The following is a 17,551-nucleotide window of genomic DNA, read 5'->3' as shown; positions in this document are numbered from 1 at the left end:
CAACTGGTAAGAAAAGCACTACAACGTTGTGGCAAATTCTGAGTTATTACAATAGAGAGAAGTAGTAGCTATGCAGATGTCCAGCTGGGCGAGGGATAGCGAAATGAAAAAGTTCAGGCAAATAGGTTTTATGCATCGCACGGGCTATGCTGTGGTGGGTGCGCTGGTATTGATACTTGTGGCGTGGGTTGTAAAAACCAGCTCTACAAAGGATGCAAAACCGAAGGTGGAAAGTGCAAACACCACAACAATCTCATCGCCCGAATCTGGTATGAGTGGCATTAACAATGGTTCAGACGATACGTTTATCAGTGGCTCAAGCAGTGAGTACACCACTGTACCCAAATCGGAATCCGACTCTGACTCTGAACCCACGCTCGATCCCGACAAGGAACTTGCTCCCAGTGGCAAGTCTGTTTCTCAAAGCCTGCCTTTTGTTGGAATGGATGTCAGATTAATCAATAAAACAGGACTGGGCGCATCAAGTTCAGCTGCAAAGAAAATGACTTCAGGTCGCTATCGGGGTGCATATTATTATTACTGGGCGGCAGATTCGGGCGATGTCATCTATGAAGCCTATAGTAAGGATTACAAGATTATCGACGTTGCATATCGCAACAGGGATACTGACTATTGGCGAGATGAAAATGGCGAGCTGCGTTCTTTGCCTGACCGTTCAGGTACTGGTGTAGAGCGAAAGGCAAAGAAGATATACGGAACATCCAAACCAGAGAATAAGCTAATTGAGCTGCTTGATCCTTGGGATTACGATAGCCCCGAGGACTACGCCGATGATGCAGAGGAATACTTCCGTGCACAGGGATCCAAAGATCCCTGGGGCGATGCCTTTGGGTATTGGGAGAACGAGGTTGAATAGAGTTTTCTACACACTGTCTTGTTGCGAGAGTCTTTATTGTTGTGTTGGGTGTGCTCATTCTCTCACTCGAAAGGGTCCCTAATTCATCACCCTTCACGTTTGTGCAGGTAAATTTTTAGGCGTGAAACAAAGCGTGGCTTTTGGCAAAAAAGTGAAGTAGAACGTGACGTTTGGCATTTGGCATGAAATGGAACGTGGCGTTTGGCACTCGGTATGACTCAGAACAAGGGCGTAGAATGAGATGCCGTACCGATGGGTTGGAGTGCAATACTGGTCTTGAGGAGCGAATATGAGCGAGAGACTTCATTTTGCATCTGATTATATGGAGGATGCGCATCCTCGGCTGTTGCAAGCGCTTGTTGATACCAATAGGGAAAGCGTTGGCGGTTACGGGTATGATCCTTTTTGTGATGATGCACGAACGAAAATCCTTGCAGCATGCGGGTGTCCTGAGGGTGAAGTGTATTTTCTTGGTGGCGGCACGCAGACTAATCAGGTGGTAATTGATGCACTGTTGCACCCGTGGCAGGGGGTTATAGCTGCGGATTCTGGCCATGTGAGTGTGCATGAAGCTGGGGCTATTGAATATAGCGGACACAAGGTAATTGCTATTGCTGGTGAGCTAGGCAAGCTTGATGCTGCTCTCGTGCGCGTCTGTCGCGAGACTTGGGAGGACGACGCAAACTGGGAGCATATGGTCGAACCCGGCATGGTATATATCTCTCAGCCAACGGAATATGGCACGCTTTATTCTCTCTCCGAGCTAGAGGAGCTTTCAGCGCTTTGTCATGAAAAGCATATGCCGCTTTTTGTTGATGGAGCGCGTCTAGCCTATGCACTCGCCTGTCCTGTAAATGATGTAAGCCTGTCAGATCTTGCGCGCCTCTGTGATGCGTTTTATATCGGCGGTACCAAGTGTGGTGCTCTTTGTGGTGAAGCGGTCGTATTCCCAAAGGCTGGTATTGTGCCACGTTTCTTTACACAGATGAAGCAGCACGGAGCGCTCTTTGCCAAAGGTCGTCTGTTTGGTGTACAGTTTGGCGCCTTGTTTGAGAATAATTTTTATGCGGAGGTGGGTCGTCCTGCGATTGAGGCGGCTGATAGGATTCGTGCAGCTTTGGCGGAGGAGGGCTTTGAGATGCCCTATCCTGCTCCGACTAACCAAGTCTTTTTCCTTGCAGATGAGACTACAATTGCGCAGCTGAATGAGTCAGTTGAGTATGGTTTTATGGAGATGTGGCCTGATGGTCGTCAACTAGTGAGATTTGCAACGAGTTGGTCAACGACCTCCGAGGCGGCAGATCAGCTCGTTTCTCTTATTCATTCGCTTAAGAAATAAGGGACACGAGTCCTCTGACTCGTATTGCAGACGGCGTGTGTGCTCGCTGTGACAGCATGAGCCGCGGTGACAGCGCAAACGTGCGGGGATAGCGCGAGCTGCGGTGACGGTGCGAGCTGCGGTGACGGTGCGAACGTGTGGAGGCAGCGTGTGCGCGTGGGAATAGAATGAACGCGCGGCAACGCACATAAGTGGGACTCAGGATAGAAGAGAATCCAAATCCTTCGTAGCAATGTTGAGGCCTAAAAAGCTCTTGTCCGTTATTATGCCGCACAGGGAATACGCACCATTTACCAAAGCGATCCCAACAATCACGTTTCTGATGTCTATTTGCATGTGGCGAGGGGTATAACTGGGTACATGACTGACGAAGTATGTGTCTCACAAAATCCTAGAAGTTTGCTTCGTTATAGTTCTGTAGCTCTTTGAAAGGAGTCAATCATGGGTATTAAAAAGGTCACCATTGCTGGTGGCGGTGTCCTAGGCAGCCAGATTGCCTACCAAAGTGCTTTTAGGGGTTTTGACGTTACCATTTGGTTGCGCAGTGAGGCCTCCATTGGTCGTTGCGAGCCCAAGCTTGATCGTCTACAGGGTATTTATGTTGCCAGCCTCGAGGCTGCAAAGACTGACAAGAGCAAATGGGCTCCTGGGTTTGGCAAGCCCGAAGAGGCTACCGATGCGCATATTGACGAGCTTAAGGCTGCTGCTGTGGCTGCCCGCGCCAATCTCACCTTAACCACAGATTGGGACGAGGCTTTTGGCGATGCTGACCTTGTTATCGAGGCTGTCGCTGAAGATCCTCAGCAGAAGGTTGTCTTCTATGAGGAGCTCCAGAAGTACCTTCCCGAGAAGACCATCGTAGTTACTAACTCCTCAACTCTGCTGCCCAGCTCTTTTGCTGAGAAGACGGGACGTCCTGAAAAGTTTTTGGGTTATCACTTTGCCAACAACATCTGGATTGGCAATACTGCTGAGATCATGCCGCACCCTGGCACCAGCGATGATGTCTATCAGCAGCTTGTAAAATACTCCGAAGATATTGCTATGGTCCCCATTCAAATGCACAAAGAACAGCCGGGTTATGTTCTCAACTCCATGCTGGTACCTTTCTTGAGTGCAGCGCAGATGCTCTGGGCAAAGGATGTTGCGAGTCCCCAGGATATTGACCGGGTCTGGGAGATTGCTACAGGTGCCGCTCATGGTCCGTTCCGCATCATTGATATCGTTGGCCTGGCTACGGTGCTTAATATCGCCAAGATGCAGGTCACCACTGATGACCCCAACGATGTTCACAATATCCTTATCAAGAAGATCGAGGCCATGATTGCAGAGGGCAAGACCGGTATCAATGCTGGCGAGGGTTTTTATTCTTATAAGTAGACGTTTCGCAGACGTGTCGTGACACGGCTGTGTCATGATGCAATGAGTAGCGTCAGATAAATCCAAACGGGGCGTGACGCAATAGCGTTGCGTCCCTGCTTTAAAAGGAGGGATATGTTAGAAATTGGAACCATTGCACCAGACTTTGAGCTGCCAGATCAAGATGGTGTGGCTCACAAGCTGAGCGATTATCGTGGTAAAAAAGTCGTTTTGTATTTTTATCCCAAAGACAATACTTCGGGCTGTACCAAGCAGGCCTGTGGCTTTGCCGAGCATTATCCTCAGTTCCTTGAGAAGGGTGCTGTTGTACTAGGAGTTTCCAAAGATTCTGTGGCATCACACAAGAAATTCCAGGAGAAGTTTAATCTGCCCTTTACCTTGCTATCTGACCCCGAACACGAAGTCATTGAGGCTTATGGCGTGTGGCAAGAAAAGAAGAACTATGGCAGAACCTATATGGGTATCGTGCGCAGTACGTACCTCATTGATGAGGAGGGTCGTATTGCGCGCGTACAGACCAAAGTTAAGGCTGCAGAGAACCCCCAGGATACGCTTGAGTTGCTTGACGCATAGGAGATTGTCCCAGCGATGAGGATTATTTTTTCCCCAGCAAAACGTATGCGGAGTGAGGTCGATGATCTTGCTCCGCTTACAAAGCCACTTTTTCTCACACAAGCGCAAACGGTGCTTGAGTGGTTGCAGTCGCTTTCCTATGAGGAAGCAAAACGTCTATGGAAGACGAGTGACTCTATTGCACAGGCAGCTTATGATGCTGTTGCGCATGCAAATCTAGAGCGAGGACTTGTACCTGCGATTTTGTCATATGACGGAATTGCTTTTAACTATCTTGCGGCTGGTGTTTTAGAAGAAGAACAACTGGCCTATCTGCAAGATCATCTGCTTATACTTTCGGGACTTTATGGTGCACTGCAGCCTTTTGATGGAGTAGTGCCATATCGCCTAGAAATGCAAGAAAAGGCACAGGTGGCCGGTACACGCAGCCTTTATGAGTATTGGAGCGACACAGTCTACCAAGAAGTAATGCGTGGCGTCGGTGCTGACCATGTGATTGTTAACCTTGCTTCCAAAGAGTATTCACGTATGGTTGAGCGCTACCTAATACCGCAAGACCGGATGGTTACCTGCAACTTTGTTGTTGAAACTTCGCGTGGTTTGGTGCAAAAAGGTGTCTACTGCAAGATGGCTCGCGGTGAAATGGTGCGTTACGCTGCTGTGCATCAGGTTGAAGCGCCTGAGGAACTCAAGCATTTTGACTCTCCAGATTGGCGCTTCGCTGATGCGCTTTCTACTGATACCGAGTTTTTCTTTATAAGAAAAGCCCGCTAAGCCAGCCTCGTGTGTTGGCAGCACGCAGTCAAACACACCCTCAACCACAGATGGTTCAAACTTCGACTTTTATAAAATCCTGACCTGGTGTTTTTCACGTCTGGAGTCCGAAGTTTGAACCATCTGTTATTTATAACCATCTGCCATGTATTTATGGAAGGGCGCGAAATCTGCTGGTCCTCCGCATGTCTTAGGGTGCTATTTTTCCTTAGTGGGCTGATTGCCAATACCAAAGTCGGCGTAAAGACGATCGGCAAGCCAATTGCTAGCCTTGGTGGCACCCGCAAAATTAAGATGCGTACCACCATCACGCGAATCGACTGACCAGTCGATACCAACCTTAGAGGACGGCATGTTCATGTCGTAGTACTTTACACCGTTCTTTTTTGCCCAACGTGCAAGCTCAACATGCCTCGCAAAACTAAACTCACGAGCGTTTGGGGCGCTGACCAGTACTAATATCGCGCCATGTTCCTCGCAACTTTTCTTTAGGTCGTTGAGGTAGTACTCGGCAATGGGAGTCAAGGAAATCTTGTTGCCTTTGTCCTTCATGTAATCGCCGCCCTTATAAGGGACTACATGATTTTTCTTTTTGTAGCCCATATGCGGCGCAAGACCGATGGGATTGTCGTTCATATGACCGCCCGCAATGAGCTTCCAGTTATTGTGGTAGCGCAGCAGGGGGCAGACCCTGCGGCCAATATCCTGCATCACCATACGAATGCCCGTGCGATGGAAAAAGTTATTGGTTTCGGCAACGACAATCTTGGTGTGGTGATAGTTAAAAGTGTCGTCGGCAATCTCAACCGATTCGGCGAGCTTTTGTAGTGGACGAGCAGAATTGTATGAGTGGACACCTGTTCGTTCTTCAATAATCTCAGGAGCAAAACTGCTCTGTGCACTTGAGTCGCCAACAAAGATAAGATCAAGACTGTTACGGTCCAGCTGTGTGTAATCAAACTGGCTGGGGAAATGTAGACCCAGCGTAACTACAGGGTTGCGCGGTGTCACTACAGCAGAAAGCACCAGCAGAACTGCATAGAGCACAGCCATAAATCCCAACGAGCGCACAATGCCATGCAGGAGAGATGGTGCGTTTGAGTTCCCGCCCTTGGCAGAAGGTTGCTGCCCATCTGCATTTTGCGCATCAGTAGCCATATCGCGGTTCTTCTTTTCTTCAATCATGATTCATCCTAGAAGTTGGCGTAAATCGAGGGAATGGCATCATAGCCAGGCCCATAGGCTCCAAAGGTCAGCATAAAAGCGACCAAGGCGATACCTACTGCCCAACGCAGCGCCGTACCATGTCTGAGTAGCAATGGCCGCAGAGCGATATCAAACTCGTGAGCAATATCGACAGCGAGCATCAGTGCACCGCCAATAAGCGCAATGTTGAGGTCGGCATCAGATACGCGGAAACTGAGCCACAGATTGTTAACGAGGGGTTCGGTACCGGGGCCAGCAAAGATAGACTTAAACATCTGCACAAAGTCAGCGAGTGTATCGGCGCGGAACAACATCATGCCGATGATGACCAAGGCTATGGTGCGTACCATTGCGATGCCACTATTAAGCAGACCATCGCGTTTGATGCCAGTGCGCTCAAAGAAAGCTACAAACAAGGGTTCCAGCAGCATACCTACCATGACTAGTGCAAAGTAGTACAGGCCATAGGCTAGGTATTTCCAGTCGGCACCGTGCCAAATACCTGTGGCAGACCATACGGCAAGCAGAGCCAAAATGGTTGGTACGATGCGAACGGCGTTGCCTTTAAGATGCTTACGCGCCCAAGTGGAAAGCGACCTAGTGGCGCCTGACAGCGATACGGGATAAAAAACGTAGTCGCGCAGCCATCCACCCAGCGTCATGTGCCAACGACGCCAAAATTCATTCACACTTTTTGAGAAGAAAGGTTGACGGAAGTTCTGCGCCAACGTGATGCCGCAGAGTTCGGAGCTGCCACGGGCAATATCCACAACGCCCGAGAAATCAGCGTAGAGCTGCAGAGTATAGAGCGCTGCGGCAATGATTACCATAACGCCCTCGTATTTGGTGTGGTCGGTAAAAATCATGCCTACCAAAGGTGCAATACGATCGGCAATTACAATCTTTTTTATCATGCCCCACACGATGAGCTGCAGACCATAGACCAGACGTTCACCACGAGCAATCTCTCCAGCGCGTAGCTGCGGCGCGAGCTCATCAAAGCGTCCGATGGGACCTTCGGTGAGTGTAGGGAAGAAGGATAAAAATAGGGCAATAGTCCCTAGATTGTGGCAGGCCGCGTATTTACCTCGGTATACGTCGATAACATAACCCACAGCAGACATCGTGTAAAACGAGATGCCCAGTGGTAGCGCAATTTTTGCCAGTGGTAGCTTGGCGTCAGCCTTAAAGAGCTCAATAAAAACCCCCTGTATAAAGCTGCCGTACTTTAACACCACAAGAATACCCAGCAAAATGAGGGTGCCGATTGTACATACCAAGCGCATACGCTTTTGTGTGATAGCGCGGCGTTGTTTGCGTTCGTCGCGGGTCTCTTTACGTCCCTCAGGCTTTTGGATGGAATTTTTTGCCCGCTCAATAAGCAGTCCGCTGCCCCAGGTTACCAAGGTAGCTGCGATTAGATAGACCACCAAGATCTTGCTGGAGTTCCAGAAGAAAGCGTAGCTGGCGCCCAACAGGACTATCCAGCGCCAACGCTTGGGGACAATGAAATAAGCTATGTAGACAAGGGGGAGGAACGCTCCAAGATAGAGCGCCAGACCCTTCCAGGCTGTGAGGGACACGTTAAACTCTATTCGTCGAGCAGGCACTCAATAAGTGCCGCGATGGAATCAACAGAAGCGAAGTTATCGGGTGTCATTTCTAGGGGAGACACGCGAACTTCAAACTCGTCTTCAATAGCGCTAACAAGCATAATAGAGGTCATCGAGTCGATGGCACCCGATCCAACGAGGTCATCGGTGTTGTCGATATCGACATCAGGAAGGATCTCCTGCAGCATATCGTGTACTTGCTCTTTGATTTCGTCCATGACATTCCCCTTTTCTTGAAAAATTACCATTGAACAGTATATAGAAGCGAAAAACTGCAGTTAAAGCTACACATAACAAGCATCAAGCAAAGCATGACGGTCAATTTTGCCATTGGCATTAAGAGGCAGTGTAGGCAGTAACTTGATGTTGTCAGGCATCATGTATGTGGGCAGGCGATGAGTCAGCTGCTTGTGTAGCTCGTCTTTGTTGAGCTTGTTGCCTGAAGCAAAGATAACAATATGACCTTGGGTAGGTTCCCAGATAGCAGCGCAGCTTGCGACACCCTCACATGCAGCTGCGGCAGCCTCAATTTCACCTAGCTCAATGCGGTAGCCGCTGCGTTTAATTTGGAAGTCTCTGCGACTGACATAGCGCAAATCGCCATCACTAGCAGGTCGCACAATGTCGCCAGTACGGTAGTAAAGCTGTGGGTCATTTGCATCTAACGGATTGGTAACAAAGGTTTCGGCGGTTCGTTTGGTGTCACCCAAATATCCCAAGGCAACAAAAGGTCCGCCTACATACAGCTCGCCCTCGTCATCAATGCCGGCTTCTTGGCCGTCCTCGCGCATGACAATAGCTTTCATACCCTCACAGGCACGGCCAATGGGTAGCGATTCCTCGTCAGCCAAACGTCTGTTGACCTTGTAATAGGTACAAATATCGGTAGTTTCGGTGGGACCAAAGAGATTGGCAAACTGTGCCCCGGGTAGCTTATCCATCCAATAATTGAGCGTGGGCGTGGGCATTACCTCACCGGCAAAGAGAACTTTGCGGATATGTTCTAACGGAGCGACTGATAGCACATCCCAACGAGAAAGCATCCCAAGAGCGGTTGGTACCCAATAGATAGTATTGACTTTGCGCTCATTAAGCCAGTTTACTAGGGGTACTGGCCAACTAAAGAGACGCTTGGAGATGATGTACATCGTGGCGCCCTGGCGAATGGTGGCAAACATATCCGAGACAGACATCGAGAAGTACAGCGGTGTCTGGCTACCAAATATGGTTTCATCGCTGATGTCAAAGCATTCGGTAAACCAGCTGACATAGGAAATAACATTGGCATGGCTTACCATGACACCTTTGGGTGTGCCAGTTGAACCCGAGGTATAGAGCACATAAAGCAAATCGTTGGCGCAGGTCTTGCTACGAATATCGGCTAGCACGGTGGTATCAATGTCGCCCGCAACTGCCCCGTCAATAGTGATGCAAGCGCCGGGAAGCAGTTCTTCTCCAAGCTTGGCAGTCTGATCGCAGACCAAAATAGCTGCAGGTTTAAAAGACGAGACGATGCTTACCAGACGCTCGCGAGGAGACTCAGCATCAAGGATGGCATAATGGCCACCAGCAGCGACGATACCCAATAGCGCTACAACCTGATCTACCCCACGAGGTAACAGAACGGCTACCGCCTGCTGTGCTTTGCCATGCCGTGCGAGCGTGCTGCCTACGCTTTGAACTTGAGTGAGGAGCTCAGAATAGCTCAGTTCTTTCTTATCATCGGCATATGAAATCTTGTCAGCGTACTGTTGGGCTGACTCCTCAAGCCATTGAAGAACATTCGTATAGGCCATATTTTTCCTTCCGTGGTGCTGAGCAATGTGTCGGGATTTAAAGTGCTAACTTACCTGTTCAGAGGGGCTGGAATTGTCCTTTGTAAGGTTAGTGGTAGTTAAAGTATTTTCTGGTGCAATGGGAAAAATCAGGGTAGAGATATAGATACCATCAATGGTGGTTTTTTCGGTGTACGTACCACCAAGTGCCGCCATTAGTCTGCGCATATTTTTGATACCAATCCCTGTGCTTTCTTGTTGAGCAAAGTCTGGTGCGATGGTATTGCTAAAACGCACCTGCCACTTATTACCCAAACTAGTTGCATTGATACGAATAGGTTGAGTACGGTCGGCATATTTGAGCATATTGGACAAAATGTTATCTATGACACGATCGAGCTTTTGAATGTTGACAAGCATATCGGCACCTTTAGCAGTGCCCGTAGCAACGACCCGGAAGCCAGAATTTTCGAGTGTGGCCACAAGGTTGGATATCAAATCCCTCATGACAATGGCAAAAGGCCCTTCTTCTTGGTGCTCCTGCTGTCTTGCTCCAACAGTAAAATGTTCGAAGAGTGAATCAGATAAAGATTTGATTTGTAGTGCACGGTTGTCGATTTTATCGAGGTAACGATTCATGTTTGGTAGGTCTTCGGGGTTGGCTGCCTTAAGGATTTGCGTGTAGAGCAACAGTGAGGTTAGCGGCGTGCGTATGTCGTGAGAAATAGTCGTAATGAGATCGTGGTTGGCGGCAAGTGCCGTTTCTTCGCTGTGAACGCGCTCAGCAAGTGCAAGGCGCACATCATTCATCTTTTCGGCGAGTGATGCCAACTCATCTTCGCCGTCGATAGTGATCTTGGTATCAAGATCACCTTGTTCGATATGGGATATTTCTTCTTCAAGCTGAAAAATATAAGCAATACGGCGGCGTACGCCCCAGATAAAAATAGCAAGAAAGAGTACGACCGAGAGCACGCGCATGCCTATTGAGAGTAGAGCAAAAAATACGTAGTCGTAATCGTTGATAACGTAGGCTGTAGCTGCGCGATTACCCGAAAAACTAAGCTCTGCGACGTCATATTCATTGTCGTTGATGGGGGATTTAATATTGCCACTGAGTGCAAAGGGATAGATAACCGAGCCATTCTCGGTAATTGCGGCAAAACGGGTATGCGAGTCAGATTGGTTCCATGTATCAATGATGTCAAAGTCGTTTGTACCTGAGGGTTTGTGGTCAAGTTTGTATTGGAGCAAATTTACATCGTCGGTAATCTGTGATTCAACAAAGGAGTGGTGAAATGCACTTGATGTGCTGAGCCAACGCACGAGAGGCATCATGGCGTGATAAAAGACCAGCATGGCTACCGCGCAGAAGAGCACCAGTTTTGCAAGTCTATGCTCAAGCCCTCCTCGGGTGAGGAGATAATAAATCGAGGAGGGCAGTTTACGAACTGCCTGTACTAGGCGATTACTCAAAGCGATAACCCTTTCCCCACACAGTACGTACGAGGCGAGGATCTTTAGGGTCAGTCTCTAACTTGTTGCGCAGGCGGGAAATGTGCACCATAAGGGTGGCATTAACGGAGCGATCATAGGCTTTGCCCCAGACATTTTCGTAAATCTCCTGAGCGGAAAATACGGTGCCACGACCATTAGCCAAGAAAGACAGGATGCCATATTCCGTATCTGTGAGCACAACAGGCTTGCCGTCGCGGAGGACTTTCTTTCCGCGCAAATCAAGCTCGACATTATCGCGAATGATAGTGGCGTTATCATGAGATCCGTCCTGCTCGCCTTGGTTTTGATAAACGTGATAGCGGCGAAGCAGAGCGTTGACACGAGCAAGCAGTTCGACGGAGGAGAAGGGCTTTGCGAGATAGTCATCTCCTCCAGAAACCAGTCCTAATGCCTTGTCCGCATCTTGTGTTTTTGCCGAGAGAAACAAAATGGGCAAAGTGGAGCGACGGCGGAGTTCACGACAAATTTCGATGCCGGACATGCCAGGCATCATAATGTCCAAAATCACCAAATCAATATTGGGCTGCTTGTCAAAAAGTTCAAGACCTTTTTCACCAGAAGAAGCCTCAAACACTTCGTAATTTTCGTTGGCAAGCAAGATATGGATGCCCTCACGAATATCTGCATCATCTTCGACAATGAGGATGTGTGCCTTTTCCACGACTAAAGCCTCTCTCTACATGCAGCAATGTGATAAGAAACGGCTTTAATGGTAGGAGGAAAATCTTAGGAAAACCTTACATCTAAGCTTACGCTTTCTTAAGAAATGAGAAAAATAGCCTAAATGAACTGCAGTCTTAATATTTATAGCTTGTAAAGGATGGCCATATATTACGTATGCGCTGTTTTGCTATCAATATGCGCCTTAATGAAGAGGCTTGCATTGTAATTAAGGAAATGTGAAGGGCTAACACATTGTGAAAATGGGTGTTTGAGTTCAAATGTTCTGGGCAGACTAGGGCCTGACGCAAGGTTAGTGTATCGAGCCAGTCTTAGTCTTCAATAGTGCAAGTTACTACAAACGCCTTGGTGAGCCATCCGTATGGCTGATCGAGGCGTATTTGGTATCCATGAAGGTCGACGATCTTTTTTGCAATGGAAAGACCCAGCCCACTACCACTTGAACTAGTGCTGCGTGCCATATCACCGCGTGAAAAAGGTTCAAAAAGTGCATCCGTATCTCCAGCGATTGGCACACCTGTATCGCCGATAACGATAGTCACAGCTCCTGCAAGACGAACAAGTCCCACGTAGATGGTGGTACCAGCGGGATTGTGCCTGATGGCATTGGTGATGAGGTTGGCAAAAACGCGACCGAGTTGATGCGCATCAGCATAGATGGGAAGTGGAGCCTCAGGTACCTCTACCTCAAGTGTTATTCCTGCTTCTTCAGCATCGGTATAACTAGCAGCCGCTTCTCTCAGTACGATTTGGGGTAGGTCGCATCGCTTACGACTGAGGGTATAGCCCTCGCTTTCGAGCTTGGTAAAATCAAAAAGTACATCAGTCAGACGACCCATGCGGGCAGCCTTTGCTTGGATGGAGCGCAGATAACGTTCTTGGTCGTCAGGTTTACTTACTAGACCATCTGCCAGTGCCTGAGCAAGACCGCCAATGCTCATTACGGGTGTGCGCAAATCGTGAGCCATATCGGTAATCATGAGATTGCGTCTTGCGTAGAGTTTTGCTTGTTCAAGATCGCGTTTATGCTGCTCCTGCTTGACGCGACGTTCTATCATGCGAACAAAAAGCAATGAACCAATAATAAGGGGAGCCAATATCAACGACATGCCAAAGAGTAAAGTGGCGATGCCGTGACTCCAAGCTGCTGAATTACCCTGAATTGCCGAGTTGATAAGTGAAAAGGAATGTCGGAAAACAATTCTGTTAGCGAAGGGCCAAACAATCCATTCGACAAAGACCACCAAACTACATACCAACAAAAACCTAACGCTGAGATACTTGTTAAAGGATCCAAGTTCATTGACGTTGTTAGGTGGTACTTTTGGCTCGGTGTTGTGTGCCATAACCTAGCGCTCCAGACGGTAGCCAAGACCACGAATGGTGCGGATATAGGCATTTGCATCGTCGGAGAGCTTGGCGCGAAGCTTGCTAATGCATACCATGACGTTATTTTCAGCAGCCATGTAGGTCTCTCCCCAGCCTTTCTCGTAAATTTGCTGTTTGGTAAAAACGCGTCCAGGGTGTTCCATTAAAAGTTCCATCACACGGAATTCTACCGAAGTGAGTTCGATGGGTTCGCTCGCACGGGTGAGTTCACAGGCATCTAAGTCAAGTACAAGGTCTCTCACGCTGAGCTGGCGATTTGCGTCACTCTCAGTTTGAGTGGATGCTGTGGCTGTATTGGTACCCGCTATTTCTGTAGCTACAGGCTGGGAGGGGAGAGGCTGTGCGTCAATAGCGTAAACGCGGCGCATTAATGCATTGGAGCGTGCGACTGCTTCTAGAGGATTAAAAGGTTTGACCAAATAGTCATCGGCGCCTAAATCCAGACCAATGACGCGCTCAGCATCTTGACCCTTTGCCGAAATCAAAATTACGGGTGTGGGTGCTGTGGCACGCAGCTGACGTAGAACCTCATAACCATTAACCTTGGGCATCATGATGTCCAATAGGCACAAGTCAATGGGTTGAGTTGCAAGAGCATCTAGTGCTTCTTGACCATCTGCTGCTTCTACTACCTGAAAACCAGCATTTTCTAGGTAGAGACGTAAAACTTCGCGAATCTCTGCTTCATCATCTGCAATCAAGATGCAACGGCGCTCATTGCTGCTCATGTGATTTCCCCTTTAACTACACGGGCGCCGCTCGAGCGCAATGCCCGGGCGGCGCGTCTCAAGACAAATGGTAACGCTAGAAAGTAATATGCAAGCTCAGCGTTAGGCGAGTCTTGCTTAGAGGAGCGCCGTTTCGTCGGTATCGCTTGCACTAGGGCTATTAGGACTATCGTCCTCGTTGCTTTCGGCACCCTTATCGTTAGCGGCGCCTTCATCACCAGCGGCGTCTTCACCATCAGCAGTATCCTCGTCACCAGCGGTGCTCTCATCATTGGCGATTTCAGTGGATTGTTCTGTATCGGGTACTTCTGGAGTGAAATCTTCATCGGCAGGAGTTTCGATAGGAGTTGGGACTACAGAAATGGTGCTTATGGGATAACTTACCATAGGGGGTACTGGAACATGGTCGGCGGAACCGTCCCAACTGTTGTTTTGCTCATCCACAGCAAAAGGCAAGGAAGACGGGTTTGTGCCATAGCGTAGAGCCTCGTAGAGAGCAGCGTAAGTCATCTGAATGTAGGGCTCAACATAAAAGATGTCGAGAATGCCCAAGGTCAAGCCAGCGAGCAGATGCCAAGGGATAAAGGATAGGTCCAGTATAAAGGTCTGCCACTTATTACCGTCCATCATCTGACGGCTCTCGGCAAAAGCACGCTCGCGGGTCATGGTGGGGTCATCTGCCAACAGGTAAGGAATCATGCGGTACTCGTAGAACTTGATGATACCGGGGATGACTAGTAACAGGGACCAACCAAAGATGTACAGATCCATAAAGAAGAGCGTTTTGAAGTTTTCGGTAAAGTTGCGGTCAAAGCCACGACCAACCTCGGCTACATTGGCTGGCTGATTGAGATTGCGCAGGAAAAAGCGGCTAATACCAACACGCAAGGGGTTGTAGATAAGAATTTGCAACGCGGCTGCAGCGCCGATAGCCACAACAATTATCAGGATAATCAAAGTAATAACGGGTAGAAGTGCAATGGCAGGCAGGGATGAATCGGCGTACTTGTGGTGATGGAAGGTCATATCTGAGTTATTCATGACGAAGCTATCCTCATCTTCGCCAAAGTTATATCCAGAATCCTCCCCAAAGCCGTATTCGGAGTCTGTATCGAAGTCGTTGAAAAATTCTGGGTCGCTACTGGTGTAGTGTTCAGTTGAGACATAACCTGCATAACCTGCGCTGCCAGCGCCCGCTACGGCACCCTGAAGTGCCGCATTAGCAGCTGAAACAGCGCCAGCACCCATGCCAGCTCCTGCAATTGCTGCTACCAAAAAAGCAACTAGGACGGTCTTCCAATAGTTGGCACGAAGACTACTCTTGGCCTTTTCCTTTAGTTCATAACGTTCCCACATGATGTCCCTCCTTGAACACCTGTGCTGTTTGTCGATGACACTATGATGGTGCCCAAACCTAGTCAAGAGGTATGTGATTCCCTAAGCTTTTCTTAAGTTCATCTGAAATATAAGCAATCTGCTTGTCTTTTGCTGCTCATTTATACAGGCGGTTCAAAACCGTCGTTCGAAATTGCAAATGCGCAGGTTTCAATTTGAGAATCGGAGAAAAATGAACCCTTTGTGATGTGAGGCTGCGCGAGCGATGCGGGGTTGCGCGAGTGGTGTGGGGTTGAGGATGGCGCGGAGTTGTGGCGCGCGCCTACAGTCTGCGACGCGCGCCACGCTTAGACGTTAGGCAAGCAAACCAGTGGCGACAGCAATCAATGCGATCACAACGCCGACGATGGATTCTCCACCAAGCAGACCAGAGGCTATGACAATACCGTCTTCTTCACCCTTGCCCTGAGGACGTATGCGGTCATAGATAAACTTGACAAGTGCACCAATAGGAGCGGTGAGCGACAGATAAAGCGGCAGGTAAACACCCAGCCCCAACATCATTGAGGGTAGACCAAAGCAGTGCAATACTACTCCTACAACAATACCGGTGATAAAGGCAGGTAGGCTTGGGATGCCGGCAACCATTGTTGCTACAACAGAAGCTTGAGCCGAGACAAATTCCTTGCCAGGACCAAAAGCGTCTGCACCATGTGCCGCAAGCAGTGCTGCCATGACAGCAACCGAAATTATGCAGCCAAGCAGAGCACCGATAGCCTGACCCTTCCACATGGCACGAGGGCTGGTACCCAGGAGCTGACCCGTCTTGAAGTCGCTCATAACATCGCCCGCAAGACCACAAGCAACAGCCACAATACCTGCGACGAAGAAAAGCTTAACTTCATCAGCTTCTCCCAAAGCAGCAATGGCCAGCAAAACAATAAGGCCAAAAATTTCCATTGGATCGATGCCAGTTTGGCCAACAGACTGTGCACTCATGATAGTGGTCACAAAGCTTAGCGCCACAATAACGAGTGTTGCTACAGGACCTAGCCCCAAGCCAAAGCAAATGAGCAGTGCCGCTGCAGCTACCAGCAAACCTAAGGCGCCTGCGTCGGTACGAGAGAGCCAAGAAGACTCAGCAGTATCGCTACTCTGAGCTGCATCGCCATGCTTGGATTCACGCAGGAAGTGAATGAACTGAGGAATGATGTCCTTGACAATAACGCCTGCACCAGATCCCATCATCAGACCCATACCCAAACTTGGCACAATGCGGCTTGCTGTAGCGAGGTCCCAAAGTCCCAGTGCAGTGCCGCCCACCGTGAGACCAAAGTTGGCAAACAGGGCACCGCCCAACCAAAACGCCACAGCGCTACCGCCTACAAGAAAGCCGACAGAAAGCATCATTGGTGAGTTATAGATGCCAAATGCAATGCCAGGGATGGGCAACTGAGCCACGATGGGAGGCATGAGAGCCAATACATCGCGCGCAATGCTCCAAAGGCCAGCTACTGCCATTGAGCCAAAGAGTTTTTTGCCTGTACTACCACCAGCCGTACTTGCTTCTAGTGTTTGAGCTGCAGCAATACCGATGGGGTATTCCAATCCAGAGCGCTCCACTAAACGACGGCGAAAGAGTGCTGTCCAGCTGAGACCCAGCAATGTACCGCCTAGTGCCACTAGCAGCATTACTACCCAGCTTACGCGGTCAGCCATACCGAGCATCCAAGCTGCTGGAATGGTAAATGCGAGACCACCAGCAACCATTGAGCCTGCAGACATAATGATCTGTGTGACGTTTGCCTCACTCAAGCTGCGATGACCAAAAGCGCGCAGCAAAGTGAGTGCCGTAATTGAGGTAAAAATCGTCGGCCAAGGGAGCGCACCCATTTTAAGCGCGGTATAGACAGATGAGGCTGTGATGATGACACAGCCAATGATGCCTATTATGAGGCCAGTGACAGTAAGTTCACGAGGAGTCTCACCAATCGTGGGCTTTTCAGGAGAGCTTGTTGGGACTTCAGTTTTCACATCCAACCTTTCGTCAGTTGCCCTTGACATGTTGCAACCTTGGTGCGGGCTACTTACCCACGCCAAATAATTAAAGGGCTCATACTTTTACCGCAAACATTGTTGGCTCATACTATCATTTCAAGGAAGTAGACGGATTTCAAGGAAGTAGACGGCACATTTGCTGTTCGATTATCCTATTAAGAAGCGTTTGAGTTGAGTTTTTTGCGTTTAGGTTAGGGCTTTTTTGCATTTGAGTTGAGGCTTTTTAGCGTTTAGGTAAGGTTTTTCGCGTCAAAATGCACTTGTTAGGTGAATTACAGGCACGAATGCCGGTCCTTTGGTCGGCA

General features: G+C 49.0%; 15 protein-coding genes. 5 read left to right on the top strand and 10 right to left on the bottom strand.

Annotated elements, in window-relative coordinates:
- Positions 1-103 precede the first annotated feature (103 nt).
- The 5 genes from HMPREF9069_RS00405 (at position 104) to yaaA (ending at position 4,943) form a co-directional block, all read left to right on the top strand.
- A complete protein-coding gene (locus HMPREF9069_RS00405; RefSeq protein WP_035437820.1) occupies positions 104-877 on the top strand; it encodes a hypothetical protein in 774 nt (257 codons plus the stop codon).
- A 289-nt stretch (positions 878-1,166) separates the two neighbouring features.
- On the top strand, positions 1,167-2,216 hold the full coding sequence (locus HMPREF9069_RS00400) for a threonine aldolase family protein (RefSeq protein WP_021625093.1): 1,050 nt from the start codon (positions 1,167-1,169) through the stop codon (positions 2,214-2,216).
- Positions 2,217-2,657: 441 nt separating this feature from the next.
- A complete protein-coding gene (locus HMPREF9069_RS00395) occupies positions 2,658-3,596 on the top strand; it encodes a 3-hydroxyacyl-CoA dehydrogenase (RefSeq protein ID WP_021625091.1) in 939 nt (312 codons plus the stop codon).
- A gap of 114 nt (positions 3,597-3,710) precedes the next feature.
- Positions 3,711-4,169 carry a thioredoxin-dependent thiol peroxidase gene (gene bcp / locus HMPREF9069_RS00390; protein ID WP_021625090.1) on the top strand — a complete coding sequence of 153 codons (459 nt, stop codon included), beginning with the start codon at positions 3,711-3,713 and terminating at the stop codon, positions 4,167-4,169.
- Between the two features lie 15 nt (positions 4,170-4,184).
- Positions 4,185-4,943: a peroxide stress protein YaaA gene (gene yaaA, locus HMPREF9069_RS00385; protein WP_021625089.1), complete on the top strand. Its 759-nt coding sequence runs from the start codon at positions 4,185-4,187 to the stop codon at positions 4,941-4,943.
- A gap of 198 nt (positions 4,944-5,141) precedes the next feature.
- Here yaaA and HMPREF9069_RS00380 read toward each other — a convergent pair whose 3' ends face one another.
- From HMPREF9069_RS00380 to HMPREF9069_RS00335, 10 genes are all read right to left on the bottom strand, one after another.
- Positions 5,142-6,128 carry a hypothetical protein gene (locus tag HMPREF9069_RS00380; protein WP_021625088.1) on the bottom strand — a complete coding sequence of 329 codons (987 nt, stop codon included), beginning with the start codon at positions 6,126-6,128 and terminating at the stop codon, positions 5,142-5,144.
- A gap of 8 nt (positions 6,129-6,136) precedes the next feature.
- Entirely contained in the window at positions 6,137-7,732 is a 1,596-nt protein-coding gene (locus tag HMPREF9069_RS00375) for an MBOAT family O-acyltransferase (protein ID WP_021625087.1), read from the bottom strand.
- Positions 7,733-7,740: 8 nt separating this feature from the next.
- Positions 7,741-7,980 (bottom strand): acyl carrier protein, encoded by a 240-nt coding sequence (locus HMPREF9069_RS00370; RefSeq protein WP_051317737.1) that lies wholly within the window; start codon positions 7,978-7,980, stop codon positions 7,741-7,743.
- A gap of 66 nt (positions 7,981-8,046) precedes the next feature.
- Positions 8,047-9,558: an amino acid adenylation domain-containing protein gene (locus HMPREF9069_RS00365; RefSeq protein ID WP_021625085.1), complete on the bottom strand. Its 1,512-nt coding sequence runs from the start codon at positions 9,556-9,558 to the stop codon at positions 8,047-8,049.
- A gap of 45 nt (positions 9,559-9,603) precedes the next feature.
- The gene (locus HMPREF9069_RS00360; RefSeq protein WP_035437817.1) at positions 9,604-11,013 is read right to left on the bottom strand and encodes a HAMP domain-containing sensor histidine kinase; all 1,410 of its coding nucleotides are present in this window, start codon (positions 11,011-11,013) and stop codon (positions 9,604-9,606) included.
- Entirely contained in the window at positions 11,006-11,716 is a 711-nt protein-coding gene (locus tag HMPREF9069_RS00355) for a response regulator transcription factor (protein WP_021625083.1), read from the bottom strand. The genes HMPREF9069_RS00360 and HMPREF9069_RS00355 overlap by 8 nt, the downstream gene beginning before the upstream one ends.
- Positions 11,717-12,047: 331 nt before the next feature.
- Positions 12,048-13,082: a sensor histidine kinase gene (locus HMPREF9069_RS00350; RefSeq protein ID WP_021625082.1), complete on the bottom strand. Its 1,035-nt coding sequence runs from the start codon at positions 13,080-13,082 to the stop codon at positions 12,048-12,050.
- A 3-nt stretch (positions 13,083-13,085) separates the two neighbouring features.
- Positions 13,086-13,853, bottom strand: a complete 768-nt coding sequence (locus HMPREF9069_RS00345) for a response regulator transcription factor (protein ID WP_021625081.1) — start codon at positions 13,851-13,853, stop codon at positions 13,086-13,088.
- A gap of 117 nt (positions 13,854-13,970) precedes the next feature.
- Entirely contained in the window at positions 13,971-15,209 is a 1,239-nt protein-coding gene (locus HMPREF9069_RS00340) for a DUF975 family protein (RefSeq protein ID WP_021625080.1), read from the bottom strand.
- Between the two features lie 333 nt (positions 15,210-15,542).
- On the bottom strand, positions 15,543-17,222 hold the full coding sequence (locus tag HMPREF9069_RS00335; protein ID WP_232204007.1) for an OPT/YSL family transporter: 1,680 nt from the start codon (positions 17,220-17,222) through the stop codon (positions 15,543-15,545).
- Between the last annotated feature and the right edge of the window lie 329 nt (positions 17,223-17,551).

This window comes from Atopobium sp. oral taxon 810 str. F0209 (genome assembly GCF_000466405.1).
In the GTDB taxonomy this organism is placed as follows: domain Bacteria; phylum Actinomycetota; class Coriobacteriia; order Coriobacteriales; family Atopobiaceae; genus Olegusella.
This window is presented reverse-complemented; position numbering and strand designations above follow the sequence as displayed.

What these genes read in the sequence shown, in the direction of transcription:
- HMPREF9069_RS00405 (WP_035437820.1), top strand. Translation starts at nt 104, where the DNA reads ATGAAAAAGTTCAGGCAAATAGGTTTTATGCATCGCACGGGCTATGCT.
- HMPREF9069_RS00400 (WP_021625093.1), top strand. Translation starts at nt 1,167, where the DNA reads ATGAGCGAGAGACTTCATTTTGCATCTGATTATATGGAGGATGCGCAT.
- HMPREF9069_RS00395 (WP_021625091.1), top strand. Translation starts at nt 2,658, where the DNA reads ATGGGTATTAAAAAGGTCACCATTGCTGGTGGCGGTGTCCTAGGCAGC.
- bcp (WP_021625090.1), top strand. Translation starts at nt 3,711, where the DNA reads ATGTTAGAAATTGGAACCATTGCACCAGACTTTGAGCTGCCAGATCAA.
- yaaA (WP_021625089.1), top strand. Translation starts at nt 4,185, where the DNA reads ATGAGGATTATTTTTTCCCCAGCAAAACGTATGCGGAGTGAGGTCGAT.
- HMPREF9069_RS00380 (WP_021625088.1), bottom strand. Translation starts at nt 6,128, where the DNA reads ATGATTGAAGAAAAGAAGAACCGCGATATGGCTACTGATGCGCAAAAT.
- HMPREF9069_RS00370 (WP_051317737.1), bottom strand. Translation starts at nt 7,980, where the DNA reads ATGGACGAAATCAAAGAGCAAGTACACGATATGCTGCAGGAGATCCTT.
- HMPREF9069_RS00365 (WP_021625085.1), bottom strand. Translation starts at nt 9,558, where the DNA reads ATGGCCTATACGAATGTTCTTCAATGGCTTGAGGAGTCAGCCCAACAG.
- HMPREF9069_RS00350 (WP_021625082.1), bottom strand. Translation starts at nt 13,082, where the DNA reads ATGGCACACAACACCGAGCCAAAAGTACCACCTAACAACGTCAATGAA.
- HMPREF9069_RS00345 (WP_021625081.1), bottom strand. Translation starts at nt 13,853, where the DNA reads ATGAGCAGCAATGAGCGCCGTTGCATCTTGATTGCAGATGATGAAGCA.
- HMPREF9069_RS00340 (WP_021625080.1), bottom strand. Translation starts at nt 15,209, where the DNA reads ATGTGGGAACGTTATGAACTAAAGGAAAAGGCCAAGAGTAGTCTTCGT.